This window comes from Kineococcus rubinsiae (genome assembly GCF_011839805.1).
Lineage (GTDB): Bacteria > Actinomycetota > Actinomycetes > Actinomycetales > Kineococcaceae > Kineococcus > Kineococcus rubinsiae.
In genome coordinates, this window is sequence record NZ_VWPY01000006.1 from 77062 (window position 1) to 102246 (window position 25185).

Genomic DNA, 25185 nt, shown 5'->3' on the forward strand with positions numbered 1-25185 from the left:
GGGCCGGCGTGTCCGCGCCGGGGGCGGAGGAGCGGACCCCTCAAGATCGGCCCCGCACCTGCCGACGTCCTTCCTCATGACCGTCCCGTCCGGCGCCGAGCGCGTGAGGCGACGTCTCGCCCTCCGCGCCACGCCGACCGCGGCGTTCGCGCTGCTCTACGTCGTCGCCGTCCTCGTCGGGCGCGCCACCCGCGTCGAGGAGACCGGGCCCGCCGTGGTGTGGCCGGCCGGGGCCGTCGGGTTCTGCTGGCTCGCCGTCGTCGGGAGCACCCGCGGCCGCCGGCTGCGTGCGGCGCTGGCGATCGCCCTCCTCGGGGTCGTGACCCTCCGCGTCGCGGGCGGGGCCGTGCCGCTGGCCGTCGCGCTCGGCCTGAGCGGGGCCGTGCACGCGCTGGTCGGGACCGGGCTCGTGAGCGCCCTGCAGCGGCGGCGCGGACGCCCGGGGTGCCGGCTCCGCGAGGTCGCCGACCTCGGCGCGCTGCTCGCCGGGTCGGCCGGCGGGGCGCTGGCCGGCGGGATCGTCGGGGCGGTCGTCCTCCACGCGACCGTCGGCGTCCCGGTCCCCGCCTTCGTCCTGTCCCACGGCCTGCGGGTCGGGGTCAGCACCTTCGTCCTCACCGCGATCGTCGTGCGGCTCGCCGACCCCGTCGAGCGGCGCCTGGTCGGCACCGCACGAGAAGCCTGGGAGGCGGTCGGCGCCACGCTCGTCGTGGCCGGGGCCTACCTCGTCGTCTTCGCCGGGACCGTCCGCCTGCCGATCGCGTACCTGCTCCTGCCGCTCAGCCTGTGCGTCGCGCTGCGCCTCGCCACGACCCTCGCCGCGCTGCACGTCGTCCTCGTCGGGGGCCTCGTCGTCCTCGCCACGGTCCACGGCACCGGTCCCTTCGCGGACGAGGGGCCCGCGACGATCCTGCTGGCGCAGTCCTACATCGCCGTCGTCGCGCTCGTGACCCTGGTCCTCGCCCTGCACCGCGACGAGCGCCACCGCCTCGTCGAGGACGCCCGCGCCGCCCACGCCCGCGCCGACGAGCAGGCCGCGATGCTCCGCACGGTCATCGACACCACGAGCGACGGCATCAGCGTCGTCGACGCCGCGGGCGGGCTCGTGTTCAGCAACCCCGCCGCCCAGGCGATCTTCACGCGGCCGCCCGCGCTGCTGTCCCCGGAGGAGACCGCCCGCTACTACCGGCTGAGCACCCCGGACGGCCGCCCGCTGGCGCCGCCGGACCGTCCGCTGGACCACGCCCTGCGCGGCGAGGACGTCCCGGCGACCGACGTCGTCGTCGACAGCCCGGGCTTCGACGCCCCCCGCATCCTCGAGATGACCGCCCGCCCCCTGCCCGCGGCGGCCGGCGCCGTCATGGGGTTCCGCGACGTCACGGCCCAGCGGGCCTCGGCCGCGGAGGTCGCCTCCAGCCGCGACCTGTTCGCGGGCGTCCTCGACGCCTCCGTCGACTTCGCGATCGTCAGCACCACGCTCGACGGCCGCATCACCCTGTTCAACTCCGGCGCCGAGCGCATGAGCGGCTGGAGCGCGCAGGAGATGCTGGGCCGCAGCCCGAGCCGGCTGCACGACCCGGCCGAGATCGCCGCCCGCGCCGCGGAGCTCGGCGTCCCCGCCGGCAACGGGGTCCTCGTGGCCGGCATCCACGACGGCGGCACCGAGACCCGGCGCTGGACGTACCGGCACCGCGACGGCAGCACCAAGCAGGTCAGCGTCACGGTGTCCGCGCTGCGCGACGGCGCGGGAGCCGTCCACGGGTACATGGGGGTCGCGCGCGACCTCACGGCGGAGCTCGCGGCCGCCGCCGAGCTCGCCGAGTTCCAGGAGGCGCTGCACCACCAGGCGCTGCACGACCCCCTGACGGCGCTGCCGAACCGGGCCCTGTTCCACGACCGGCTCGAGCACGCCATCGCCGGCGCGGCCCGCAGCGCGGGCGGGCTCGGGCTGCTCTACCTCGACCTCGACGGGTTCAAGGTCGTCAACGACACCTCGGGGCACGCGGCCGGGGACGAGGTGCTGCGGTGCGTCGCGCAACGGCTCACGGCCTGCCTGCGCCCCGGCGACACGCTCGCGCGGATGGGCGGGGACGAGTTCGCCGTCGTCTGCCCGGACATCGACGACGACGGCCTGCACGCCGTCGCCGACCGGGTGCTCGGCGCGGTGTCCGACCCTTTCCCGCTGCCGATCGGGACCTTCCGCGTCGGCGTCAGCATCGGGATGGCCATGGCCACGGCGTCCACGACGGCGGAGCAGCTCCTGCAGTCCGCCGACGAGGCCATGTACGCCGCCAAGCGCGCGGGCAAGAACCGTGCGTCCCGGCACCGCTGGCCCGCCGCCGCGCTCCTCGACGTCTAGGTGTCGCCCCCGCCCGCGCCGCGACAGACAGTGACGTGCGGGTGCGGAGAGTGCATGCTGGAGGGATGGACCTGCGCCGGAACCGCCTCTGGCGTCCGGCGCTGTACGCGGGTCACTTCTCCCTCACCCGGCGCCTCGCCGTGGTCAGCGCCGTCCTGGTCACGGGCCTCGTCGGCACGGGCGCCGGCATCGCGGTCACCGTGCGCGACCTCGACCGCGCCCACACGGCGCAGTCGAAGGCCGCCGAAGCCCGCCAGACGCTGCTCGCGCTGCAGGCCCGCTACGTCGACGCCGAGACCGGCCTGCGCGGCTACCAGCTGACGGCGGACGACCCGCAGCTCCTGCCGTTCGAGAGGGCGCAGCGGGAGGTCCCGGAGCTGACGCGGCAGCTGTCCGCGGAGGTCGCGGCGACCGGCGTGCGGACCAGCCTCGTGGTCGCGGTGGACAGCGCGTTCGAGCAGTGGCTGCGCTACGCCGGCGTGGAGCTCGCCAAGGTGCCCGAGGCCGGCCCGCTGGACCGCGCGGCCAACGTCGGGCCCACCAACGGCGGCCGGTACCTCTTCGACGCGCTGCGCGACCGCGTCGACGAGACCGACGAGAGCCTGGCCGAGGTGCAGGAGGAGCAGCGGCAGCGGACGGTGGCGATGCAGCGCCGGCTCGTCGCCGTCCTCGTAGCGGCGCTCGCGGTGCTCCTCGTCGCGGTCGTCGGCGGCTGCACCCTGCTGTGGCGCAGCGTCACCTCACCCCTGACCCGGCTGGCCCGAGCGACCCGGGCCGTGGCCTCCGGGGACCACGACGCCGAGATCCCCGAGGGCGGCGCCCCCGAGGTCCGCTCGCTCGCGGCCGACGTGCAGGCCATGCGCAACCGCCTCACCGCGGACCTGCACCGCACCGAGGAGGCGATGCGCGCGCTCGGGCAGACGGGGCCCGCCGTCGACTCGCTGCGCCGGGCGCTGCAGCCCTCGGGCCAGGACGTCGCCGGGGTCGAGGTCGTCGGGCGCCTCGACGCCGCCGAGGGCGTCCTGGCGGGCGACTGGTACGACACGGTCCGGATCAGCCCGACGCGCTTCGGCCTCGTCCTCGGCGACGTCGCCGGGCACGGTCCCGTCAGCGCCGTCTTCGCGCTGCGGCTCAAGCACTCCCTGGCCACCGCGCTGATGACCGTGCGCAGCCCCGGCGCCGCCCTGACCCAGGTCAGCCGCCAGCTCGGCGACGTCCCCGACGAGCTGTTCGCGACCGTCCTGGTCCTCACCGTCGACACGACGACCGGCGTCCTGACCTACGCGAGCGCCGGGCACCCCGAGGCGCTGCTGCTGCGCGCCACCCCCGACGACCCCGGCCCCCTGAACCCGCGGGAGCGCACGGGCCGGCTGGCGCTGGCCGACGGCACCGGGGCCAGCTACGTCGAGCTGCCGCCCACCGGCCCGCTGCTGTCCCCGATCGTCAGCGGCTGGGCGTGGACCGACGTCCACCACACGTTCCGGCCCGGCACCTCGCTGCTCGCCTACACCGACGGCGTGCTGGAGGCCCGCGACGCCGCGGGGGTCGAGTTCGGCGTCGAGAGCGTGCTGCTGACCGTGGAGGCCGCGGGGCTCGCGGACGCCCCGCGGCTGCTGGACGCGATCGTCGCCGCGGCCGTCCGCCACGGTCACCAGGAGCGGCGCGACGACCAGACCCTCGTGCACCTGCGCGCGGTGCGGCGCACGGCAGCGACCGGGGTCAGCGGCAGCGTGCGGGTGGCGGCGCCCCGCTCGCGGTGAGCGACGCCCAGCCCTCCGCGTCCGCGGGGGAACCGGTCGTCGGGACCTCGACGGGCTCCGCGACGCCCGCCCGCACGAGCTGCGCGTTGACGTCGACGCCCGCGGCGGTGCGCAGGTAGCCGGAGCCGCGCACCTGCACGGCCGTGCCCGTGGGCAGGAGCTCCAGCAGCTCCGCGGCGTAGGCGTCGTGGCAGCCGTCGGCCTCGGTGATGCCCGCGAGCTCCACGGGCGCCGGCTCGCCCGCGGCGGGCGCGACGACGGGGACGGGGCCCGCGGACCAGGCCACGACGCGGGCGTCGGCCGCCGGGTCGGGCGTCGGCTCCGCCACCGGCGCGGTGGCCGTCGACCAGGCCGTGCCCTCGCCGCCGATCGAGTCGCCCGCGGCGACGACCGCCACCGCACCCGTGGGCGGCGCCCCCGGGACGGGCGGCGGCGGGGCGGAGTGCGGCCACAGCAGCAGCAGGGTGGCGCCGGCGGCGACGCCGATCAGGACGAGCGCGGCGCGGCGGCGGGGCAGCGGCACCCCGCCGTCGGCGACGGCGCTCGCGGGCGCGTGGGGGGCGGGCGCGGCGGCCGGCCACGGCGCGTTCCAGCGGACCATCTCGCCCGGCCCGTCCAGCTCGACCCGCAGGGCGGCCCCGCGGGCGCTGTAGCGGACCTCGACCACGTCGACGGCACCGGCGGTGGTGCGGCTGAGGTGGACGGCGGCCACGACGGCCTTGCCGCCGGTGTGGGCGGGGTGACCGGTGCCGCGGACCTTGACGGCGTCACCGGGTCGCAGGTCGGCGACGTCGGGAGCGAGCACCTCCACCCATCGACAGGTCCGGCTCCGGCCTGAGGGCCGGGTCCGAGCGGGGGGCGCGGGCCGCGGCGACGACCGCGGCCATCACGACGACGCCGAGCGCCGCGGGGAGGCTGCGGTAGGTGAAGAAGGCGTGGATCTGGGAGTGGTTGCTGAGCACGGTGTACCAGGCGGGCACCACGAGCGCGGGGGCCGCGAGGACCGCCGCGACGAGCGCGCCCTGCGCCCCGTGCCGGCGCACCGCGAGCACCAGCGAGACCAGCACGACGACCGCGCCCGCCAGCACGAGCGGCACCGCGGTCGCCGTGTGCTGCACCCACCACGTCCAGTTCGCGCCGATCGCGGCCCCGAACTGCTGCGAGACGTCGCCGCCGTCGAGGCGGTACTCGCCGATCTCCTGCACCCGGCGGAACACGCCGAGGCCCTGCACGCACGCGGCGATGACCCAGCGCGAGACCCACGTGACGACGAACGCGACCGGCCAGGCGAGGCCGGCCGCGAGGACCACCCGCAGCGTCGGCAGCAGGCCCGGCCGGGCCCGGTGGGCGACGGCCCCGGCCACGGCCGCGCACAGCGCCCAGCTCATGGGCGGCACCGTCAGCAGGTCGGCGTAGCAGAACAGGGCCGCGGCCCCGCCGGCCCCGAGCGCCGCCCCGCGCCAGCCCGTGCGCGCGGTGACGGCCGTCAGGGCGACCCCCGCGGCGAGCGCCGCGAGCGAGATGCCGTGGCTGAACGCGGTCGAGGGCATGGCGATCGCGTTGCTGGCCGCGGCGAGCGGGACGAACAGGGCGAACGCGGCCGGGGTCCCGGCCCGCCGGGCCAGCGCGAGGAACGCGCCCAGGCAGGCGACGCCGAACAAGCCCGACACGACGAGCCGGACGCTCGCCATGTCGGTGACGGCCAGCAGGGGCCGGGTCAGGACGGAGTAGCCGCTCCAGTACCGGAAGTAGCCCGCGGGCGGGATCAGCGAACCGCCGCTCGCGAGGAGCTCGATCTCCCCGCGGCCCTGCTCGCACGCGTCCAGCCGCGGTGCGCCCGTCGCGCGGTACCAGACGCTGCGCGGGTCGTCCGGGGACGTGACGCCGTAGCCGACGACGACGCACTCGGTGAACTTGTCGGCCGTGCCCCCGACGCCGTCGGGGGCGTAGGGCGCGCCGTAGTCGCCCGTGCGCACGGCCGCGGCGAGGGTGTCGATGATCGGGCCGTTCGGCACGGCCTGCGCCGCGACCAGCAGCCCGAGGAACACGCCCTGCAGCAGCAGGAGCCCGACGAGGGCCTTGGCGGCGAAGCGCAGGACGGGCCTCACCGCGGGACGCCGGCGGCGACGTCGGGGCAGGAGGAGGCGGCCGGGTGCTGCAGGGAGCCCGGGTGCTGGAGGTAGGCCAGGCGCGACGCCTCGTCCGAGGCGCGGTGCACCGCGTCGAGGATCACGCCCACCGCGGTCACGAGCACCGCGACCAGCACGAGGCCCGTCGCGAGGATCGCGGTCGGGAACCGGGGGACCAGCCCCGTCTCCGCGAACTCCGCGACGACCGGGATCCCCAGCGCCAGGGCGACGAGCACGAGGAGCGCGCCGATGACCGCGTGCACCAGCAGGGGCCGCTCGTAGCGGGCCAGGCGCAGGATCCAGCTGAGGATCCGCCACCCGTCGCGGTAGGTCCGCAGCTTGCTCTCGCTGCCCTCGGCGCGGTCGCGGAACCCGACGGGGACCTCGCGCTGCGGCACGCGCAGGTTCACGGCGTGCACGGTCAGCTCGGTCTCCACCTCGAAGCCCCGGGAGATCGCGGGGAACGACTTCACGAACCGCCGCGACATCACCCGGTACCCGCTGAGCATGTCCGTCACCGGCGTGCCGAACACCCGGCTCACCACGGTGTTCAGGGCGCGGTTGCCCGCGGCGTGCCCGCGCCGGTAGGCGGTCAGCGTCCCCGCCTCGCGGACGCCCACGACGTGGTCGAGGCCCTCGTCGAGCAGCAGCCGCACCAGCTCGCCCGCGACCGAGGCGTCGTAGGTGTCGTCGCCGTCGATGAGGACGTAGGTGTCGGCCTCGACGTCCGCGAACGCCCGCCGGATCACGTTGCCCTTGCCGGGCCGCGGCTCGTGGCGCACGACCGCGCCGTGGGCCCGCGCGACCTCCGCGGTCCGGTCGGTGCTGGCGTTGTCGTAGACGTAGACGACCGCACCCGGCAGCGCCGCGCGCAGGTCGTCCACGACCTTGCCGACGGCCGCCGCCTCGTCCAGGCAGGGCACGACGACCGCGACGCGACCCCCGCCGCCGGTCGGGTCCTGCGGCCGGGGCTGAGGGTCCTCGGGCATGGTGGGGACCCTAGCCGGGCCCCCTGGGTGACCCGGTCCTCCTCACTCCCGGTTCCCCTCACTCCCGGTGCAGCACCGGTGACTGTGGGACGGTCGAGGGGTGACCGCCGTGACGACCCCCGTGCGGACCGGGCGCCTGACGAGCCTCGACGTCGTGCGCGGCCTGATGCTCGTCGTCAGCGTCGCCGTCAACAGCCTGCTCGTCACCCCCGGGTGGTTCGAGCACGCGGAGTGGACCGGGGTGCACGGCCTCGACCTCGTCTTCCCCGTCTTCGTGACCCTCACCGGGTGCGGGCTGGGGTTCGCGATGCACCGGCGCACCGACGTGGGCGGCCTCGCCCGCCGCGTCGTCGTGCTCGTCGTCGTCGGTCTGCTCTACAACGCCCTCGTCCTCGACCGCTGGGACCTCGCGACCTGGCGGCTGCCCGGGGTGCTGCAGCTCTACGCGGCCGTCGTCGCGGTCGTGGCGCTCGAGCACCTGCTGACCCGGAGCTGGCGCGGCTGGGCGCTCGCCACCGTGCTGCTCGCCGTCGCGCACACCACGCTGCTCGCGGTCTGGGCCGCGGGCTGCGCCGGCGGCGCGCTGACCCCGGACTGCAACCCGTCGGGCGCCCTCGACGTCGCCGTGTTCGGGGCCCCGCACGTCTACGCGGCGGGCGATCTGGGGCACGACCCGGAGGGGCTCGTCTCCGTCCTCGGCGCGCTCGTCAGCGCCGCGGCCGGCGCGACCGTCGGGCACCTGCTGCTGAGCGTGCGCGACGCCGGGCGCGGGCCCCGCGCGGCGGTGCTGCCGGTCGCGGGTCTCGCCGCGGGCGCGGCCGTCCTCGGGTGGCTCGCGGCCGTGGTCCCGGGGTTGCTCACCGGCACCGCCGTGCCCGCGATGAAGCGCCTGTGGTCCGCGCCGTTCTCGCTGCCGGTGGCGGCCGGGGTGGCCGTCGTCCTGCTCCTCGTGCACCTCGCGCTGGACCGCCCAGGAACCCCCGCCGCGGCCCGAGCGGCGACCTGGCCGCTCGTCGCGCTGGGCCGCAACAGCCTGCTCGTCTACTTCGGCTCCCACGTCGTCACGTCCCTGCTGCTGCAGGACGTCGACGCGGGCGGCGCCTCCGCCGCCCAGCGGCTCGCGGCCGCGGTGTCGGTGGGCGGGCACAACCAGCTGTCGCTCACCGTGCTGGCCGTGCTCGCCTGGACGGCGCTCGCCGCCGTCCTGCACCGCTCCCGCATCTACCTGCGGCCGTAGGGCTTCAGAGCTGGACGGTCTCGTTCTCCCCGCCCGAGTAGGGCTTCCCGGTCGCCTTCGCCTTGGCGAAGCTGAGGATCGTCGCGACGCGGCCGCCGGGGGAGTCCCAGTACTCCGCGGAGTCGCCGTCCACGCGCAGCAGCACCACGCCCGGGTCGTCCGCGCCGTCCGGGAACCACGCCTCGACCACCGGGTTCCACAGCTCCTGCTTCCTCGCCGCGTCGTCCACGACGGTCGCGGTGCCCGCGAGGGAGACCCAGCTGCTGCCCGAGCCGACGCTCACGTTGACCCGCGGCTGGGCGGCGATCTGGGCGACCTTGCGGGAGGTGCGCGCGGCGAAGAACCAGAGGTCGCCGTCGAACTCGACCTCCTGCACCGCCATCGGCCGGCTGGTCAGCGCACCCGTGGCGTCCGTCGTGGTGAGGAAGGCGGTGCGGTTGCTCTTCAGCAGGTCCGCGACGGTGCGCACGCCGTCGTCGGTCGATCCGGAGGAGGTCATGGTCGAAGCGTCACCCGGGCGGCGTCGGGGCGCACCCCGGGGCCGTCCGGGTGAGTCTGGGTGAATCGGGTGACGACGCCAGGACGCGGTGTCAGGATGCGCACCTGGGCGCGGCAGCGCCGCCGCGTCCCCACCACGTCACCGGAGGAAGTCCTTGCTGCGCTGCGCATCCCGCGTGCCGGCCGCCCGGCGGCTGGCCGCCCCGCTCCTGGCCGGCCCGGTCCTCGCCGGGCTGACCGCCCTGGCCCTCGCCTCCCCGGCCGCCGCGGCCGACCGCGAGGTCCTCACCCCCGTCTGCGTGCCGGCGCTGCCGGTCGTGCACCCCGGCTGCGCGGTGGGGCGCACCTACGCCGGGGCCGAGGTCCCCGACCCCGCGAACTACCTCACCGAGCTGCGCGGCACCGACCGCTGGGGCACGGCCGCCCTCATCGCGGAGGCGGGCTTCCCGCAGGCCGACGTCGCCGTCCTCGTCAGCGGCGACGACGGCCACCTCGTCGACGCCCTCTCGGCCGGCCCGCTCGCCCGCACCCTCGCCGCGCCCGTCCTGCTCGCCGGCGTCGACCGGATCCCGGCCGCGACCGCCGAGTTCCTCACCCGCCACGCCGTGAAGGCCGTCCTCGTGGTCGGCGGGCCCACCTCGCTCGACGCCGGCACCGAGGCGCGGCTGCGGGCGCTCGGCGTCACGAGCCTCGGTCGGGTCGCGGGCGAGGACCGCTACGCCACCTCCCGGGCCGTCGCCGCCCTGCTGCCGCCGACCGCCCACGCGTGGGTCGCCGCCGGCAGCGACGCCCACCGCGTCGACGCGCTGTCCGCGGGCGGGCCCGCCGCGGGCCTGCGCGAACCCGTCTACCTGGTGGCCGGGGGAGCCGTCGCCACCGCCACGGCCGCGGCCCTGAGCGCGGCCGGCACCACGAGCACCTCGGTGGTCGGGGGCCCCGGGGCCGTCGCCGACGACGTCCTCGCGCAGCTGCCCGGGGCGCAGCGGGTCGCGGGCACCGACCGCTTCGGCACCGCCGCCGCCGCGGCCCTGGACGGGGTGGGGCGCGGGCTGCCCGGCGGCGACGTCGTCATCGCCCCCGGCGGTGACGACCACCTCGTCGACGCGCTCGCCGCGGCCCCTCTCGGGCGCCCCACCCTGCTGCTCGTCGACACCCAGGCGTCCTACGACGTCATCGAGGCGTGGTGGAGCCTCAACGGCGCGACCCGCACGACCGCCGTGGGGCCGGTGCGCCTGAGCGGGTGACGCGCGCACCCGGGGCTCAAGGAACGGGGCGGGGCTGCCGATCCCCCCGGTGACCGTGGTCACCGCCGGGGCGACCACCGACCCCCGGGAGACCCGTGTCCACCCTCGACGCCACCCCGACCCCCGTCCGCGGCGCGCAGACCGTCGCCCCCGTGCAGGCCTCGGCGCTGGAGTTCGCCGCGGCCGTCCTCGGCGAGGGCGGCTACGTCCCCGAGCGGCAGCTCGGCGCGGCCCTGACCTCCACGGCCCGCGTCGCCGACGCGCCCGTCGCACAGCCCGCGGTCCGCGCTGGAGCCCCCGCCGAGGTCGTCGCCGAGGTCCCCGCCGAGGTCGTGGCCGAGGCTCCCGCGCGCCCCGGGTTCTTCGCGCGCCTCTGGCACCGGCTCACCGGCCGCTGACCGTCCGCCGCCCGCCCCCCGTCCCGACGGGCGGGCGGGCGGCGCGGCGTGTACACCCTTCCCCGTGGCAGAAGAGGCGAAGGGCACGGTCCTGGTGGCGCTGCTCGCCAACATCGGTGTCGGTGTGGCGAAGGCCGTCGGCGGGATCATCACGGGTTCCAGCGCGCTGCTGGCCGAGGCGGCGCACTCCGTCGCGGACACCCTCAACGAGATCTTCCTGCTGCTGTCGCTGAGCCGGGCGTCGAAGCCCGCCGACCGCACGCACCCGTTCGGCTACGGCAAGGAGCGGTTCTTCTGGTCGCTCATCGCGGCCGTCGGGATCTTCATCTCCGGCGCCGTGTTCTCGATCGCGGAGGGGATCCACTCCCTCACGACGACCGAGGAGGAGACGTCCACCTCCCACTTCATCGTCATCTACGCGATCCTCGCGTTCTCCCTCGTGCTGGAGGGCGGGTCGCTGCTCAAGGCGCTGCGGCAGGTCACGCGCGAGGCGTCCACCGCCGGCCGCCGGCTGCTCACCTACATCGTCCGCTCGCCCGACCCCACGACGAAGACCGTCGCCAGCGAGGACAGCATCGCGGTGCTCGGCGTCATCGTCGCGATCGTCGGGACCGCGCTGCACCAGATCACGGGTTCCCCCGCCTGGGACGCGATCAGCTCCATCGTCATCGGCGTCCTCCTCGGGCTCGTGGCGTTCCTGCTGGGGCGCGACACGAAGGAGCTCCTCATCGGCGAGGCCGCCGACCCGGCCGTCCGCATGGAGGCCGTGCAGGTGCTCTCCGCGGAGGAGGGCATCGTCGGGATCAAGGAGATCCTCACGATGCAGCTCGGCCCCTCCAACGTCCTCGTCGCCGTCCGGCTGCAGTTCGAGGAGACCCTGACCGGCCGGGAGATCGAGGAGCTGTGCACGCGGGTCGAGCTCGCGATGCGCGAGCGCGTCCCGGCCCTCACGCAGGTGTTCCTCGACCCCAGCCGCGTCACCGTCGAGGAGGCCCAGCAGGCCGAGGAGCGCTTCGAGCTGACCCGCACCGAGGCCGCGTCCCTGGTCGACCCCGACGCCGAGCCCGCCGCCAAGGTCCCCGCCGCCCGCACCCGCACCGCCCGGCGCCTGCACGGCACCTGAGCCGGCGAGCGGCTGGTTGGATGCAGCGGTGACCAGCACCTCCCCGCCCTCCGTCGTCGTCGTCGGCAGCGCCAACCTCGACGTCGTCCTCAGCGTGGCCGCCGTGCCCCGCGCGGGGGAGACCGTGCTCGCCCGCGGGACCAGCCGCAACGCCGGCGGCAAGGGGCTCAACCAGGCCGTCGCGGTCGCCCGCGCAGGCGCGGCGTGCACGTTCGTGGCGGCCGTCGGGGACGACGAGGCGGGCCGCGACCTCACGCGGACCATGGTCGGCGACGGCATCGACGTCACCCACCTGCGCACCTCCGCCGAGCCCACCGGGACCGCGCACATCGCCGTCCAGGACGACGGGGACAACGCCATCGTCGTCGCGGCCGGCGCCAACGCGACCCTGCACGAGCTGACGGCCGCCGACCGGGAGCTGCTCGCCGCCGCGAGCGTCGTCGTGGCCCAGCTGGAGGTGCCGGTGGAGGTCGTGACCGCCGCCGCGCAGGCGGCCGCCGACGCGACCGTCGTGCTCAACGCCGCGCCCGCGGCCGTCCTGCCGCCCGAGCTGCTCGCCGCCGTCGACGTGCTCGTGGTCAACGAGCACGAGGCCCTCGTCGTCGCCGGGCTCACCGCGCCCGCCGGGGCCGACGTCGCCGCGGACCCCGCCCTGCTGCGGCGCGTCCTGGACGCCCTGCTCGAGGTCGTGCCCGCTGTCGTCGTCACGCTCGGCGGGCGGGGTGCGCGCTGGGCGACCCGGGAGGCGAGCGGGGAGACGGCGGCGCCGCGCGTGCACGTCGTCGACACGACCGGGGCGGGGGACACCGCCGTCGGGTACCTGGCCGCCGCCCTCGCCGCGGGCGAACCGCTCGCCGCGGCCGTCGCGCACGCCGTCGCCGCGGGCTCCCTCGCCGTCGAGACCGCCGGCGCGGTGCCCTCGGTGCCCCGCCGCGCGCAGGTGCTCGAGCGGCTGCCCCGGTGACGGCCGCGGGCGTGCGCGCCCTCGTCCCCGGGCTGCTGCTGGTCGTCGCCGCGTCCCTGCTCGCCTACGGCGTGGCCGGCGTGGTCCCCGCCGTCACCGCCTCGACCGTCGCCGTCGTGCTCGGGGCCCTCGTGCGCAGCACCGGGCTGCACCGGCCCGTGTTCGCCCCCGCGACGAAGCTCGTGTCCAAGCGGGTGCTGCGGATCGCCGTCGTGCTGCTCGGGCTGAGCCTGCCCCTGTCGCAGGTCCGCGACCTCGGCACCGCCGGGATCGTCCTGGTCCTCGGGGTCGTCGTGATCACCTTCTTCGGCACCCAGCTGCTGGGGCGGCTGCTCGGCCTGTCCCCGGACCGGAGCCTGCTCGTCGCGACGGGCTTCTCCATCTGCGGGGCGTCCGCGATCGCCGCGGTGCGCCCGGCCACCGACGCCGACGAGGAGGACACCACCACGGCCATCGCCCTGGTGACCCTCTGCGGCAGCCTCGCGATCCTGCTGCTGCCGCTGTTGCGCACCCCGCTCGGCCTCGACGTGCACTCCTTCGGGGCCTGGGCGGGCGCGAGCGTCCACGACGTCGGGCAGGCCGTCGCCACGGGCGACCGCGTCCCCGGCGCCCTCACCACCGTGGTCGTCGTCAAGCTCAGCCGGGTCCTGCTGCTCGCCCCGCTCGTCGCCCTGGTGGCGCTGCGCCGCCGCCGTGCGGCCGGGGCCGCCGGCACCGCGCTGCCGCCCGTCCTGCCCCTGTTCGTCGCCGGGTTCGTCGCGGCCGTCCTCCTGCGCTCGACGGGCGTGCTGCCCGACGGGCTGCTCGACGTGGCGAAGCACCTGCAGGAGGTCCTGCTCGTCGGGGCCCTGTTCGGCCTCGGGACCGGGATCGACATCCCCCGCCTGCTGCAGACCGGCCGCCGCTCCATCGCCCTGGGCCTCCTGTCGTGGCTGCTCGTCGCGGCCGTCGCGCTGCTCGGGGTCAAGGCGCTGGGCATCTGACGCACGGCTGACAGTTCCGCTGCACCGGAGCTCCCGCGAGAGCCGTTCTCGGGCTCTCCCGGGCCCTGCGGACAGCGGAACTGTCAGCCTGTGGACGGCGGCGGCCGCGGGGCCGCCCCGCACGGCACGGTTCCCCCGTGGACCCCGTGCTCGCCCTGACCGTGCGCGGCGGCAGCGCCCGGTGGAGCGACCTCGGCCGCGACGTCGCCCGCGGCACCCTGCTCCGCGCGGTGCGGGACGGCCGCGTCGAGCGGCCCGGGCGCGGGGTGTTCGCGTTGCCCGGGGCGGACCCCGGCCAGCTCGCGGCGCTGCGCGTCGGCGGTGTCCTCAGCTGCCACAGCGCGGCCGCGGCCCGCGGCTGGGCGCTGCTGCGCCCACCGGCGGCCGTCCACCTCGAGGTGGCCGCGGGATCGCGGCGCACCCTGCGCGGAGCTGTCCTGCACCGCAGCGGGTCCGCCCTGTCGGCCGGCGGGGCGACCGACCTGCGCGGCACGGTCGTCGGCGCCGTCCGCTGCCTGCCCCTCGTGGAGGCGGTGGTGCTCCTCGACGGGCTGCTGCGCGACGGCGTCCTGGACCCCGACGACCTCGACCTGGTCGCAGCCGGGCTGCCGCGCCGGTTCCCGCACCGCCGGGCCTTCGCGCTCGTCGACGCGCGGGCGGAGTCGGTCCTCGAGTCGGCCGTCCGCGTCGCGTGCGTCCTCGCCGGCCTGCGGGTGGCGAGCCAGGTGCGCCTCGCCGGGGTCGGCCGCACCGACCTCCTCGTCGAGGGCTGGCTGGTCGTGGAGACCGACGGCCGCGAGCACCACGCCGCGACGTTCCAGGAGGACCGGCGCCGCGACGCCCGCACCGCCCAGCTCGGGGGGCTGACCCTGCGGTTCACCCACGCCGACGTCGTCCACCGCCTGGAGGAGACGGTGCAGCTGATCACCGAGGTGGCCCGCGCCGGGCCGCGGGGGCGCCTGCGGCCGGTGCCGCCGGGCTGAGCCGCAGCGCTTCTGGGAGGGTGTGCCCACCCGACGAGAGGAACGAACCCGATGTCCAGCAGTCCCGCCGTGCACCTCGGCCCCGACCAGCGCGAGGACCTCGCCGACGCGGTCCGCGAGGGCGGGGGACGTCTCGTGGACCTCGCCGACGCGGAGGCCGTCGTGTGGGCCGGTGGCGCGAGCACCTTCCCGGACTCGCTGCCGGAGAGCGTGCGCTGGGTGCAGCTGCCCTCGGCCGGGATCGAGAGCTGGATCGAGGCCGGCACGGTCGACACCGAGCGCACGTGGACCTCCGCCGTCGGGGCGTACTCCGACGTCGTCGCGGAGCACGCGATCGGCCTGCTGCTGGCCGGGATGCGCGGGATCGTCGGCTCGTCGCGCGCGTCGAGCTGGCTGCCCGACGAGGTCGGCCCGCCGCAGTCGACGCTGAAGGGCGCGACCGTCGCGATCGTCGGCGCCGGCGGGATCGGCCGCGCCATGATCCCGACGCTCACCGCGCTGGGGGCCGAGGTCATCGCCGTGACGCGCCGCGGGCTGCCCGTCGAGGGGGCCGCGGAGACGCTGCCCGCCGACCGCGTCTCGGAGGTCTTCGACCGCGCCGACCACGTCGTCCTGGCCGCGCCCGCCACGTCGGAGACGGCGGCCCTCGTCGGGGCCGACGAGCTCGCGGCGATCGGCGCCTCGGGCTGGCTCGTCAACATCGCGCGCGGTTCGCTCGTGGACACCGACGCCCTGGTCGAGGCGCTGAACGACGGCACGCTCGGCGGGGCCGCCCTCGACGTGACCGACCCGGAACCCCTGCCCGACGGCCACCCGCTCTGGTCGGCGCGCAACGCCCTCATCACCCCGCACGTCGCGAACCCCCAGCACCTGCAGACGGGCGCGCTCGCCGAGCGCGTCGCGGAGAACGTGCGCCGCTTCGCGACCGGTGACGAGCTCGTGGGCGTCGTCGACCTCGACCGGGGCTACTGACCCGGGGCTCTCGTGCAGACGTTCCTCCCGTACCCGAGCCTCGCGCGCTCGGCCGCCGTCCTCGACGGCCCGCGCCTGGGCAAGCAGCGCGTGGAGACCCTGCAGATCCTGCGCGCGCTGGAGCTGCCCGACTACGGCTGGGCGAACCACCCCGCGGTGATGATGTGGCGCGGGTGCACGCCCGCGCTCGTGGCCTACGGCCTGGCGTGCGTCGAGGCGTGGACGGCGCCGGGCCGGGCCGACTCCACCGGCCCGCTGATCGCGGAGTTCGCCCCCGAGGTCGTCGGGCTCAGCGAGGCAGAGCTGCTCGCCGACCGGATGATGCCGACCTGGTGGGGCGACGAGGCGGTGCACCGCAGCCACCGCTCCGCGCTGCTGCGCAAGGACCCCGCGTTCTACGGCGCGGTGTTCGCGGGCGAACCCGACGACCTGCCGTACTTCTGGCCCGACCCGCCGGAGCGCCCGGAACGTCCCCCGCACACCGGCCGGAGCCTGTGGGTGGTGCGCCCCTCGACGCCCGCGGCGCTCGCGGAGTTCCTCACCGTGGGCGTCGTCGGGCTGGGCACCGAGTCGGGGATCGACGTCGACGTGCGCGGGGCGGCGGAGGGTTCCACGCTGCGCGACCTGCTCAAGGAGGTCTCGCCCGGCAAGCGCCCCGGCAAGGCCCTGCGGGTGCTCGACGCGTTCGTGCACGAGGTCCGGCCCGGCGACGAGGTGGCCGTCCCGATCGAGGGCGAGCAGGCGCTCCTGGTCGGGGAGGTGCTGGGGGAGTACGAGTTCGCCGCGCACGGCGGCGCCGGCGCGCGGCACCGCCGCCGGGTCCGCTGGGGCGGCCGCGTCGTGCGCGCCGCCGTCCGGCCGCCCGCCGCGCTGCAGGACCCCCGCGCCCTGTTCCGCGTCCCCGTCGTCGCCTGACCCCCCTCCCCCTCCGTGATCATGCAGGTATTACCTGCAAGATCACGGAGGGGCGGGTCACCAGGTGCGGTGGCGGAGCTGGGGTTCCAGGCCCAGCAGTTCGCCGAGTCCTCGTTCCAGGGCGAGCGACGGACCGAGCACCTCGCCCGCACCGACCGCAAGCACCGTCCAGCCCAGGCGCGCCAACTTCTCCCGGCGCCGTGCGTCGTGGGCGCGGTGCTGTTCTCCCTCGTGGGACTCCCGGCCGTCGTACTCGACGGCCAGCCTCCGCCCGGGCCAGCCGAGGTCGAGGCGGTAGGGAGCCCCGCCGGGGCGGGGGACCCGGATCTGGGTCTGGACCGGCCCGAACCCCGCGTCCGCGATCCGCAACCGCAGCCACGACTCGCCGGGCGACTCCGCCCCGGCGTCGGCGAGGTCGAGCAGGCGCCGGGCGCCGGCGACACCGCGTTCGCCGGGGATCATCGCTAGGCGGGCGTGGCCGAGCGAGCGGTCGATCCCCCCGAGCCGCAGCGCGAGGTCGGCCGTCGCGAGGGCGAGTCCCGGGTTCTCGTGGCGCAGGACGTCCAGCAGGGTCCGCAGCCGGGAGGTGACCGGATGGCCGCCGAGGAGCTGCACGTCGCCGTCGAGGTCGGCAGCGCGGCAGCGGAGGCCGGGGCGGCGCAGGGGAGTCGTCCCCGCGGGGACGACGACCTCCACCGGCGGTGGCCGTTCGAGCTCGCCGGGCATCAGGAGTCGGAACCCGTGGAGCGCGGCCGCCGTGCGGCGCGCGAACGCCGCACCGGGCGGCAGGACGCTCGTCAGCGCGGACAGCCGCACCCGCTCGTCGAGCGTCTCGCCGCTGAGCACCTCGACCACTGCGCTGCGCGACCCGTCCACGGCGCCACCCTGCCGCGCCGAGCCCGTGCGCCGTCCCCGTCGTCCACAGCCCCCCTCCCCTCCGTGATCATGCAGGTATCACCTGCATGATCACGGAGGGAAGTGGGTCAGCGGTAGGTGACGGTGGTGCGGCCCGTGGCCCAGGAGAAGGTCAGAGCGCCGCCCGTGAACTCCTGGCGCAGGCCGCCGCGCACGGGCTGCTCCTCGCCGCGCGGGTAGCCGAGGCGGCCGCGCTCCCAGCCCAGCGAGCCCCACGTGTCGCGCAGCGCGCCGCGCACCACCTGCGGGCCCGTCGCGGGGCTCCAGTAGACCGAGCCGCCCTGGAACGCGGTGAACGCCCCGCCCTGGATCGGCGTCTCGCTCGTGGTCGGGTAGCCGAGGTAGCCGTTCTCCCACCCGGTGCGGGAGTAGCGGTCGAGGATCGCGCCGCGCAGCGCGCGGGCCCCCGTGACGGGGGTGCGGTAGATCAGGCCGCCCGTGAACCGCTGCACCGTCCCGCCGCCGCGCAGGCCGATCTCCTCCGAGGACGGGTACCCGAGCCAGCCGCGCTCCCAGCCCATCGACGCCCACGTGTCGCGGTCGGCGCCCGTGACCACCTGCGCGCCCGTGGCCGGGCTGAAGTAGATCGACCCGCCCTGGAAGTGCGTGACGCTGCCGCCCTGCAGGGCCGTGTCGGAGGTCGTGGGGTAGCCGAGGAACCCGTTCTCCCAGCCCGCGCGGCCGTAGCGGTCGGCGATCGCGCCGCGCACGGCGGCGGCGCCCGTGGCGGGGGAGGAGTAGGCGAGGCCGCCCGTGAAGCGCTGCACCACACCGCCGTCGCGGATCGGCAGCGCCGGCGACAGCGGCGTCCCCAGCCACGACGACGCGCCGCCGAGCGAGGAGTACAGGGTGCTGAGGGGGGCCGCGACGGGGTCCGGGTGGGCGACGGCCGAGACGGCGGCGCCGACGTCGAGCAGGCCCGTGCCGTAGCCCGCGGGCCAGCCCCGCTGCGGCTGCGCGGTCCCGCGCAGCACCTGCTCGACGGCCGCCACCGACGTCGCCGGCGCGACCGAGCGGACGAGAGCCGCTGCGGCGGAGACCATCGGGGCCGAGAACGACGTCCCGGCGGCGAGGGCGTACTGGTGGCCCTGCGAGGCCGGCAACCCGACGACGACGGCGGAACCGGGGGCGCTGAGGTCGACGTGGTCGCCGTGCTCCGCCCAGGACTGCGCGCCGCCCGCGTCGCCCGAGGACACCGCCACGACGCCCGGGTAGGCCGCGGGGTACTCCAGCGGGTTCCCGCACTCGTCGCTCTGCCCCGGCGCGCACGGGGCGCCGTAGTTGCCCGCCGAGGCGACGACGACGGAACCCTTCCCGATCGCGTAGTCCACGGCGCGCTGCACGACGAGGGAGGCGTCCGGCCCGCCGAGCGACAGGTTGATGACCGCGGCGCCCCGGTCGGCGGCGTAGGTGATGCCGTTGGCGATGGAGGAGCTCGTGCAGCCCGCCGGGGCGCACACCCGGACGGCGAGGACCGAGGTGCCGGGCGCCACGCCGGCCGCGCCCACGCCGTTGTCGCGGGCTCCCGCGACGACCGTGGAGACCATCGTGCCGTGCTCGCCGATGTCGGTGCCGTCGGCGAAGTTCCGCCCGACGGTGACGCGGCCCACGAGGTCCGGCTGGTCCGGGTCGACGCCCGAGTCGAGGACCGCGACGACCGTGCCCACGCCCGTGGTCGTGGGCCACGCGGCGCTCGCCCGGATCGCCGCGAGGTGCGTCGCGCGGCCCAGCAGCGGGTCCGCCGCGGCCGGGCGCGCCACGGCGCTGAGGTGGTAGGTCGTCTCGACGGCCGCGACCGCGACGGAGGGGTCGTCGCCGAGGCGGTCGACGAGGCGCTGGGCGCTCGCGTCGTCGGCGACCGTCACGGACCTCACGTGCGGGCGCCCGTGGTCGTAGCGCAGGACGTCGACGACCACGCCGTCGTCCGCAGGCTGAGGCGTGGAGGACCGGGGTGCCGAGGACTGCGGAGCCGCGAGCGGGAGGGGCTGGGGGGCGACGGCGGCGGCCGGGCCGGCGAGGAGCGCCACGAGCGGGGCGGCGCCGGCGAGCGCGAGGAGGCGACCGGCGGTGCGGTGGGGCGTGGTCACGGTGGTGCTCCCTGCTGCTGCGGCGGTCAGGGGGTGGTCGGCACCCCCGCGGGCCCCCTTGAGGCCGCGGCGGGCGCGACGGCGGGGGGACTCCCCAGCAGTCTGGCGGCCCGGGGTGGTTGTGCGCGGGAGGACGAGGGTCTACATTGCCGTCGATACGCATCGATGAGCGCTGCGTGCTGCTGCCCGCCACGGCGGACGGGCCCGGGGAGGCGACGTGGCCAGAGTGCCCACGAGCAAGGACGTCGCGCGCATCGCCGGAGTCTCCCAGAGCACCGTCTCCTACGTCATGAGCGGCAAGCGCCCCATCTCCGCGAGGACGCGCCGCCTCGTCGAGGACGCCATGCAGCAGCTGACCTACCAGCCGCACGCCGGGGCCCGCGCGCTCGCGAGCCAGCGCACCAACGTCATCGGGCTCGTCGTGCCGTTCCGCAGCGAGGTCAACGCGCACGGGCTCATGGCCTTCGTCGAGGAGATCGCGCTCTCCGCCCGGGCGCACGACCACGACATCCTCATGGTCACGGCCGACGAGGGGACCGCCGGGCTCCAGCGCCTCGCGGGCCGGTCGCTGTGCGACGCGCTGGTCATGATGGAGATCTCCACGCACGACGTGCGCGTCCCCGTCGTGCGCGCGCTCGGCGTCCCGGCCCTTCTCATCGGGCTGCCGGGGGACACGACGGGGCTGCACTGCGTCGACTTCGACTTCGAGACCGGCGCGACCCTCCTCGTCGACGAGGTCGCCGACCTCGGCCACGAGCGCGCCTGCGTCCTGGCCTGGCCGGCCGGGTTCGCGGGCGGCGACATGAACTACGTCCCGCGCTTCCGCGGCGCCGCCGAGGCCACGGCCCGGCGCCGCGGCGTCGAGCTGAGCTGGCGGGAGGTCCCCCGCGGGCGGGAGAACGTCGACCACGTGCTCGAGGAGGTGCTCGGCGGCGGCGGGACCCCGCCCGGCCTCGTCTGCACGTCCCAGCTGTCCGGGATCGTCTCGGGTCTGCAGCGGCGCGGCCTGCGCACCGGCGCCGACGTCGACCTGCTCGCCCTGACCACCGACGCCGAGGCCGAGGCCGAGGAGGTCCCCGTCAGCGGGGTCTCCACCCAGCCGCGCGACGTCTCCCGCCGCGCCATGCGCACCCTGTTCCAGCTGCTGGACGGCGTACCCCCGCAGGGCGCCGTCGAGCTCGTCCCCGCCGAGCTCACCCGGCGCTCCTCCAGCCGGCGGCCCCCGCAGGACGCCGCCGCCGGCTGACCCGAACCCCACCCGCCGACCGGCCCCGACCGGCCGCGGGTGCTTAGATTCCCGCAGTCGACGAGGAGGTCTCCCGCGTGTCCGCACCATCCGCACCACTGCCCGAGCTGGGCGTCGCCGTCATCGGCCACTCCTTCATGGGGGCGGTCCACTCCCACGCCTGGCGAACGGTCGACCACGTCGGCTCGCCGCGCTTCCGGACCCGCCGCGTCGCCCTCGCCGGGCGCGACGCCGGGCGGGCCGCCGCGGCGGCCACGCAGTTCGGCTGGGCCGAGGGCGTCGACGACTGGCGTCCGCTGCTGCAGCGCGACGACATCCAGGTCGTCGACATCCTGACCCCGGGCGACAGCCACGCCGAGATCGCGATCGCGGCGCTCGAGGCCGGCAAGCACGTCATCTGCGAGAAGCCGCTGGCCAAGACCGTCGAGGAGGCCGAGCGCATGACCGCGGCCGCCGAGGCGGCGTCGGCGCGCGGCGTCCGCAGCATGGTGGCGTTCAACTACCGCAAGGTCCCCGCCATCGGGCTGGCGCGCCAGCTCGTCGCGGACGGCCGCCTCGGCGAGGTCCGCCAGGTCCGCGCCGTGTACCTGCAGGACTGGATCGTCGACCCCGACTTCCCGCTCACGTGGCGCCTGCAGAAGGACCGCTCGGGCGCGGGTGCGCTGGGGGACATCGGGTCCCACATCATCGACGCGGCGCAGTTCATCACCGGCCAGCGCCTGCTCGGGGTCAGCGGCACCGTCGAGACGTTCGTGAAGAAGCGCCCGCTCGAGGCCGCCCGCACGGGGGCGAACACGGGCCTGTCCGCGGAGGCGTCCACCGAGTACGGCGACGTGACCGTCGACGACGCGGCCGTGTTCTTCGGCCGCGGCGACGGCGGCGCGCTCATGACGTTCGAGGCCAGCCGCATGGCGCTGGGCCGCAAGAACGGCATGCGCATCGAGGTCAACGGCTCGAAGGGCAGCATCGCCTTCGACTTCGAGTCGATGAACGAGCTGCACTTCTTCGACGGCACCCTGCCGGACGCGGAGAACGGCTTCCGCCGCATCCTCGCGACCGACCCGTCCCACCCCGGGGTGGGCAACTGGTGGCCCCCGGGGCACGGCCTCGGCTACGACCACCCGTTCGTGCACGAGCTGCAGGAGTTCCTCGAGGCGATCGCCGACGAGCGCGACCCGAGCCCCGGCTTCGCCGACGGCCTGCAGGTGCAGAAGGTGCTGGAAGCCGTGCAGCGCAGCGCCGAGGACCACTCCACCTACACCGAGATCTGAGGAGCGCGACGATGCCCCGCCCCGTCACCCTGTTCACCGGCCAGTGGGCCGACCTGCCCTTCGAGGAGGTCTGCCGCCTCGCCTCCGAGTGGGGCTACGACGGCCTCGAGATCGCCACCTGGGGCGACCACCTCGACTCCACGCGCGGCGCCACCGACGACGCGTACATCGCGGAGAAGAAGGCCACGCTGGAGAAGTACGGCCTGCAGGTCTGGACGATCTCCGTCCACCTCACCGGCCAGGCCGTGTGCGACCTCATCGACGCCCGCCACCAGGACATCGTCTCGACGGCGGTCTGGGGCGACGGCGACCCGGAGGGCGTGCGCCAGCGCGCTGCCGAGTACGTCAAGGACACCGCCCGCACCGCCGCGCGCCTCGGCGTGAAGACCGTCACGGGCTTCACGGGCTCCTCGATCTGGCACACCGTCGCGATGTTCCCCCCCACGCCGGACTCGATGGTCGAGGCGGGCTATAAGGACTTCGCGGACCGCTGGAACCCGATCCTCGACGTGTTCGACGAGGTCGGGGTGAAGTTCGCCCACGAGGTGCACCCCTCCGAGATCGCCTACGACTACTGGACGACGCAGCGGGCCATGGAGGCCATCGGGCACCGCCCCGCGTTCGGGCTGAACTTCGACCCGAGCCACTTCGTCTGGCAGGACCTCGACTTCGTCGGGTTCCTGCGCGACTTCTCCGACCGGATCTACCACGTGCACTGCAAGGACTCGAAGAAGCAGCTCGACGGCCGCGCCGGTCGCCTGGGCTCGCACCTGCCGTGGGCGGACTCCCGCCGCGGCTGGGACTTCGTCTCCGTCGGGCACGGCGACGTCCCGTGGGAGGCGATCTTCCGCCAGCTCAACGTCATCGGCTACGAGGGCCCGACCAGCGTGGAGTGGGAGGACGCGGGGGTGGACCGCCTGCGCGGGGCGCCCGACGCGCTCGCCTTCGTCCGCCGCCTCGGCGAGCTCATCCAGCCGCCGGCCGCGGCCTTCGACGCCGCCTTCAGCTCCAAGAGCTGACCGCAGCTCAAGGCCGGCCCCCGCTCAGCCGATCCACTCCGGGACGTCCGCCCTCCGGGCGGGCACCGGACGGCTGAGCGGGGGACACGGGCGTGACGGCGGCACCGAGCAGGCCCCTGGTGGTGGTCCCGGGGGAACCGGCGTGGCTCGCGGGGTCGCCGTGGCTGCGCAGCGCCGTCTACGCGCTCCTGTTCTCCGCCGCGACCCTCCTCGGCCGCTCGGCGCAGGTGGGCGGGGCCCACCTGGCCGTCTTCTGGCCCGCCTCCGCGCTGGGCGTCCTGTGGATCGCGGGTTCGCCGCGCCGCCGGGTGCTGGGCGCGGACCTCGTCCTCGTCGTCGGCCTCACCCTCGCGCTGCGCGTCCTCACCGGGATGCCGCCCGTCGCCGCGGCCCCGCTGGCCGTCGCGGCCGCCGTGCAGGCCCTCGCCTGCTGCTGGGCCTACCGGCGCGGGCGGCCGGAGGGCTTCCGGCTGCGGACCCCCGCCGACCTGCGGCTCCTCGCGATCACCTCGGTCACCGGAGCCCTCGTGTCCCTGCCCGTGGCCGGCGCGGGCTTCGCCCACGTCGGCGACGTCCCCCTGCCCTTCGCGCTGGCGCAGTGGAGCCTGCGGACCTCGGTGAGCACCTTCGTCGTCCTGGCGGTCGTGGTGCGCGCGCTGGTGCGCCGCTCCGACGACGTCGCGCCCGGCGGGATCGGGTCCGGGGAGCGGCTGCTGATGACCGCGACCCTCATCTCGGCCTACGCCGTCACCTTCTTCGTCGTCCGGGACGTCTCGCTGGCCTTCGCGCTCATGCCGCTCGGCGTCTGGGTCGCCCTGCGCCGCTCGACGGCCGCCGCCACCGTGCACGTGGCGCTCGCCGCGACCGTCGTGGTGATCAGCGTGTGGGCCGGGCACGGCCCCTGGTCGCGGCTGACCCCCGACCTGCAGGCCATGAGCGCCGAGGCGTTCATCGGCGCCCTCGGCGTGGTCACCCTCGTGCTGGCGCTGCACCGCGACGAGGGCCGCGAGCACGCCGACCGCGCCGCCCGCGCGGCGGCCGAGGTCGCGCGCGCCCACGACCTGCTCGCGACGGACCTCGCGGCGCGGCTGGCCGCGGAGGCGGACCTGGCCGACTCCGAGCGCCTCTTCCGGGTCGCCTTCGACCTGGCCCCGGTGGGCATGGCCATGGTCGGCCTGGAGGGCGCCGACGCCCGCCGGCTCCTGCGGGTCAACGAGGCGATGGCGCGCTTCACGGGGCGCGCGGAGGCCGAGCTGCTGGCCCGCACGCTGCACAGCCTCGCGCCCGCGGGCGACGAGCAGGACGCGCGGGCCGCCTTCGACGACCTCGTGGGGGACCGCGCGCAGCCGCGGCGCAGCGTGAGCACGTTCGAGCACGCCGACGGGCGCGTGCTGCAGGCCGAGGTGTCCGCGACCGTGCTGCACCCCCAGGGCCGCGAGCCCTACCTCTTCTGCCTCGTCGAGGACGTCACCGCCCGCCGGGCCGCCGAGCTGGACCTGCAGCACCGGGCCCTGCACGACGCGCTGACCGGGCTGGCGAACCGGCGCCTGTTCGTCGAGCGCCTCGAGGAGGCGGTCGCCGACTGCGCCGCCGGCGAGGCCGTCGGCGTCGTCTACCTCGACCTGGACGGGTTCAAGGCCGTCAACGACAGCCTGGGGCACGCCGCGGGCGACGAGCTGCTGCGCCGCGTCGCGGACCTGCTCGTCCACGCCGTACGCCCGGGGGACACCGTGGCCCGCCTCGGCGGCGACGAGTTCGCCGTCGTCTGCGGCCAGGCGGCCACCGCGGCGGACGTCGCCGGCATCGCCGCCCGGCTCCTGCAGGCCGTCGCGGTGCCGGTCGCCCTCGAGGGCGGCGAGGCGCGCGTGGGCGCGAGCATCGGCGTGGCCCTCAGCGGGACGGCTCCGGGCGGGACGGGCACGGGCGGGACGGCTGCGGGCGGGACGGGCACGGTGGCCGAGCGGCTGCTCCGGGCGGCGGACGCGGCGATGTACGAGGCCAAGCGGGGCGGCAAGGGCCGCGTGGTGGTCCGCGACGGCGTCGACGACCTCGTGACGACCCCCGGCGGCTGACCTCCGTTCACTCGCGGTGTG

21 protein-coding genes and 1 pseudogene are annotated in these 25185 nt (G+C 76.4%); 16 read left to right on the forward strand and 6 right to left on the reverse strand.

Annotated features, from left to right (window positions below):
• The first annotated feature begins 76 nt into the window (after window positions 1–76).
• Complete coding sequence (locus tag F1544_RS05635) at window positions 77–2359, forward strand: diguanylate cyclase domain-containing protein (protein WP_167583126.1); 2283 nt, start codon at window positions 77–79, stop codon at window positions 2357–2359.
• Between the two features lie 65 nt (window positions 2360–2424).
• Window positions 2425–4119 carry a PP2C family protein-serine/threonine phosphatase gene (locus F1544_RS05640; RefSeq protein ID WP_167583128.1) on the forward strand — a complete coding sequence of 565 codons (1695 nt, stop codon included), beginning with the start codon at window positions 2425–2427 and terminating at the stop codon, window positions 4117–4119.
• Here the strand turns inward: F1544_RS05640 and F1544_RS05645 are convergent.
• Genes F1544_RS05645 through F1544_RS05655 form a run of 3 tightly spaced genes read right to left on the reverse strand, consistent with a single transcriptional unit; the run spans window position 4079 to window position 7237 of the window.
• Window positions 4079–4924, reverse strand: coding sequence for a hypothetical protein (locus tag F1544_RS05645; RefSeq protein ID WP_167583130.1), 846 nt, complete (start codon window positions 4922–4924; stop codon window positions 4079–4081). The genes F1544_RS05640 and F1544_RS05645 overlap by 41 nt on opposite strands.
• Window positions 4887–6227 (reverse strand): hypothetical protein, encoded by a 1341-nt coding sequence (locus F1544_RS05650; RefSeq protein WP_167583132.1) that lies wholly within the window; start codon window positions 6225–6227, stop codon window positions 4887–4889. Before F1544_RS05650 ends, F1544_RS05645 begins: the two co-directional genes overlap by 38 nt.
• Complete coding sequence (locus tag F1544_RS05655; RefSeq protein ID WP_167583134.1) at window positions 6224–7237, reverse strand: glycosyltransferase; 1014 nt, start codon at window positions 7235–7237, stop codon at window positions 6224–6226. The genes F1544_RS05650 and F1544_RS05655 overlap by 4 nt, the downstream gene beginning before the upstream one ends.
• 100 nt (window positions 7238–7337) lie before the next feature.
• Here F1544_RS05655 and F1544_RS05660 point away from each other — a divergent pair, with 100 nt between their 5' ends.
• Window positions 7338–8474 carry a heparan-alpha-glucosaminide N-acetyltransferase gene (locus tag F1544_RS05660; protein WP_167583136.1) on the forward strand — a complete coding sequence of 379 codons (1137 nt, stop codon included), beginning with the start codon at window positions 7338–7340 and terminating at the stop codon, window positions 8472–8474.
• Window positions 8475–8478: 4 nt separating this feature from the next.
• Here the strand turns inward: F1544_RS05660 and F1544_RS05665 are convergent, their stop codons facing one another.
• Window positions 8479–8973 carry a pyridoxamine 5'-phosphate oxidase family protein gene (locus tag F1544_RS05665; protein ID WP_167583137.1) on the reverse strand — a complete coding sequence of 165 codons (495 nt, stop codon included), beginning with the start codon at window positions 8971–8973 and terminating at the stop codon, window positions 8479–8481.
• 175 nt (window positions 8974–9148) lie between these two features.
• On the opposite strand from F1544_RS05665, the gene F1544_RS05670 reads away from it, so the two are divergent.
• From F1544_RS05670 to F1544_RS26900, 9 genes and pseudogenes are all read left to right on the forward strand, one after another.
• The gene (locus F1544_RS05670) at window positions 9149–10216 is read left to right on the forward strand and encodes a cell wall-binding repeat-containing protein (RefSeq protein ID WP_167583139.1); all 1068 of its coding nucleotides are present in this window, start codon (window positions 9149–9151) and stop codon (window positions 10214–10216) included.
• Window positions 10217–10311: 95 nt separating this feature from the next.
• A complete protein-coding gene (locus tag F1544_RS05675) occupies window positions 10312–10614 on the forward strand; it encodes a hypothetical protein (RefSeq protein ID WP_167583141.1) in 303 nt (100 codons plus the stop codon).
• Window positions 10615–10678: 64 nt separating this feature from the next.
• Window positions 10679–11737 (forward strand): cation diffusion facilitator family transporter, encoded by a 1059-nt coding sequence (locus F1544_RS05680; RefSeq protein WP_167583143.1) that lies wholly within the window; start codon window positions 10679–10681, stop codon window positions 11735–11737.
• Between the two features lie 28 nt (window positions 11738–11765).
• Window positions 11766–12701, forward strand: coding sequence for a ribokinase (locus tag F1544_RS05685; protein ID WP_167583145.1), 936 nt, complete (start codon window positions 11766–11768; stop codon window positions 12699–12701).
• Window positions 12698–13684 (forward strand): YeiH family protein, encoded by a 987-nt coding sequence (locus F1544_RS05690; protein ID WP_167583147.1) that lies wholly within the window; start codon window positions 12698–12700, stop codon window positions 13682–13684. The genes F1544_RS05685 and F1544_RS05690 overlap by 4 nt, the downstream gene beginning before the upstream one ends.
• Window positions 13685–13821: 137 nt before the next feature.
• Entirely contained in the window at window positions 13822–14667 is an 846-nt protein-coding gene (locus F1544_RS05695; RefSeq protein WP_167583149.1) for a DUF559 domain-containing protein, read from the forward strand.
• A gap of 51 nt (window positions 14668–14718) precedes the next feature.
• The gene (locus tag F1544_RS05700) at window positions 14719–15639 is read left to right on the forward strand and encodes a D-isomer specific 2-hydroxyacid dehydrogenase family protein (protein ID WP_167583151.1); all 921 of its coding nucleotides are present in this window, start codon (window positions 14719–14721) and stop codon (window positions 15637–15639) included.
• A 12-nt stretch (window positions 15640–15651) separates the two neighbouring features.
• A pseudogene (locus F1544_RS26890) lies at window positions 15652–16074 on the forward strand (MSMEG_6728 family protein); the annotation flags it as partial.
• 189 nt (window positions 16075–16263) lie between these two features.
• Complete coding sequence (locus F1544_RS26900; protein ID WP_506318475.1) at window positions 16264–16554, forward strand: DUF8426 domain-containing protein; 291 nt, start codon at window positions 16264–16266, stop codon at window positions 16552–16554.
• Window positions 16555–16611: 57 nt separating this feature from the next.
• On the opposite strand, the gene F1544_RS05710 is transcribed toward F1544_RS26900, so the two are convergent.
• Complete coding sequence (locus tag F1544_RS05710) at window positions 16612–17430, reverse strand: endonuclease domain-containing protein (protein WP_167583155.1); 819 nt, start codon at window positions 17428–17430, stop codon at window positions 16612–16614.
• Between the two features lie 107 nt (window positions 17431–17537).
• Complete coding sequence (locus F1544_RS05715) at window positions 17538–19556, reverse strand: S8 family serine peptidase (RefSeq protein WP_167583156.1); 2019 nt, start codon at window positions 19554–19556, stop codon at window positions 17538–17540.
• Between the two features lie 217 nt (window positions 19557–19773).
• Here F1544_RS05715 and F1544_RS05720 point away from each other — a divergent pair, with 217 nt between their 5' ends.
• The 4 genes from F1544_RS05720 to F1544_RS26160 all read left to right on the forward strand — a co-directional run bounded on the left by F1544_RS05720 (window position 19774) and on the right by F1544_RS26160 (window position 25164).
• On the forward strand, window positions 19774–20802 hold the full coding sequence (locus F1544_RS05720; RefSeq protein ID WP_167583158.1) for a LacI family DNA-binding transcriptional regulator: 1029 nt from the start codon (window positions 19774–19776) through the stop codon (window positions 20800–20802).
• Window positions 20803–20879: 77 nt separating this feature from the next.
• Window positions 20880–22073 carry a Gfo/Idh/MocA family protein gene (locus F1544_RS05725; RefSeq protein WP_308469891.1) on the forward strand — a complete coding sequence of 398 codons (1194 nt, stop codon included), beginning with the start codon at window positions 20880–20882 and terminating at the stop codon, window positions 22071–22073.
• 11 nt (window positions 22074–22084) lie between these two features.
• Window positions 22085–23092: a sugar phosphate isomerase/epimerase family protein gene (locus F1544_RS05730; RefSeq protein ID WP_167583159.1), complete on the forward strand. Its 1008-nt coding sequence runs from the start codon at window positions 22085–22087 to the stop codon at window positions 23090–23092.
• A 92-nt stretch (window positions 23093–23184) separates the two neighbouring features.
• On the forward strand, window positions 23185–25164 hold the full coding sequence (locus F1544_RS26160) for a diguanylate cyclase domain-containing protein (protein ID WP_167583161.1): 1980 nt from the start codon (window positions 23185–23187) through the stop codon (window positions 25162–25164).
• Window positions 25165–25185: the final 21 nt, after the last annotated feature.

Excerpts from the sequence above, each read along its gene's own strand:
- F1544_RS05640 (WP_167583128.1), top strand. The coding sequence starts at position 2,425 with ATGGACCTGCGCCGGAACCGCCTCTGGCGTCCGGCGCTGTACGCGGGT.
- F1544_RS05655 (WP_167583134.1), bottom strand. The coding sequence starts at position 7,237 with ATGCCCGAGGACCCTCAGCCCCGGCCGCAGGACCCGACCGGCGGCGGG.
- F1544_RS05665 (WP_167583137.1), bottom strand. The coding sequence starts at position 8,973 with ATGACCTCCTCCGGATCGACCGACGACGGCGTGCGCACCGTCGCGGAC.
- F1544_RS05700 (WP_167583151.1), top strand. The coding sequence starts at position 14,719 with ATGTCCAGCAGTCCCGCCGTGCACCTCGGCCCCGACCAGCGCGAGGAC.
- F1544_RS05730 (WP_167583159.1), top strand. The coding sequence starts at position 22,085 with ATGCCCCGCCCCGTCACCCTGTTCACCGGCCAGTGGGCCGACCTGCCC.
- F1544_RS05635 (WP_167583126.1), top strand. The coding sequence starts at position 77 with ATGACCGTCCCGTCCGGCGCCGAGCGCGTGAGGCGACGTCTCGCCCTC.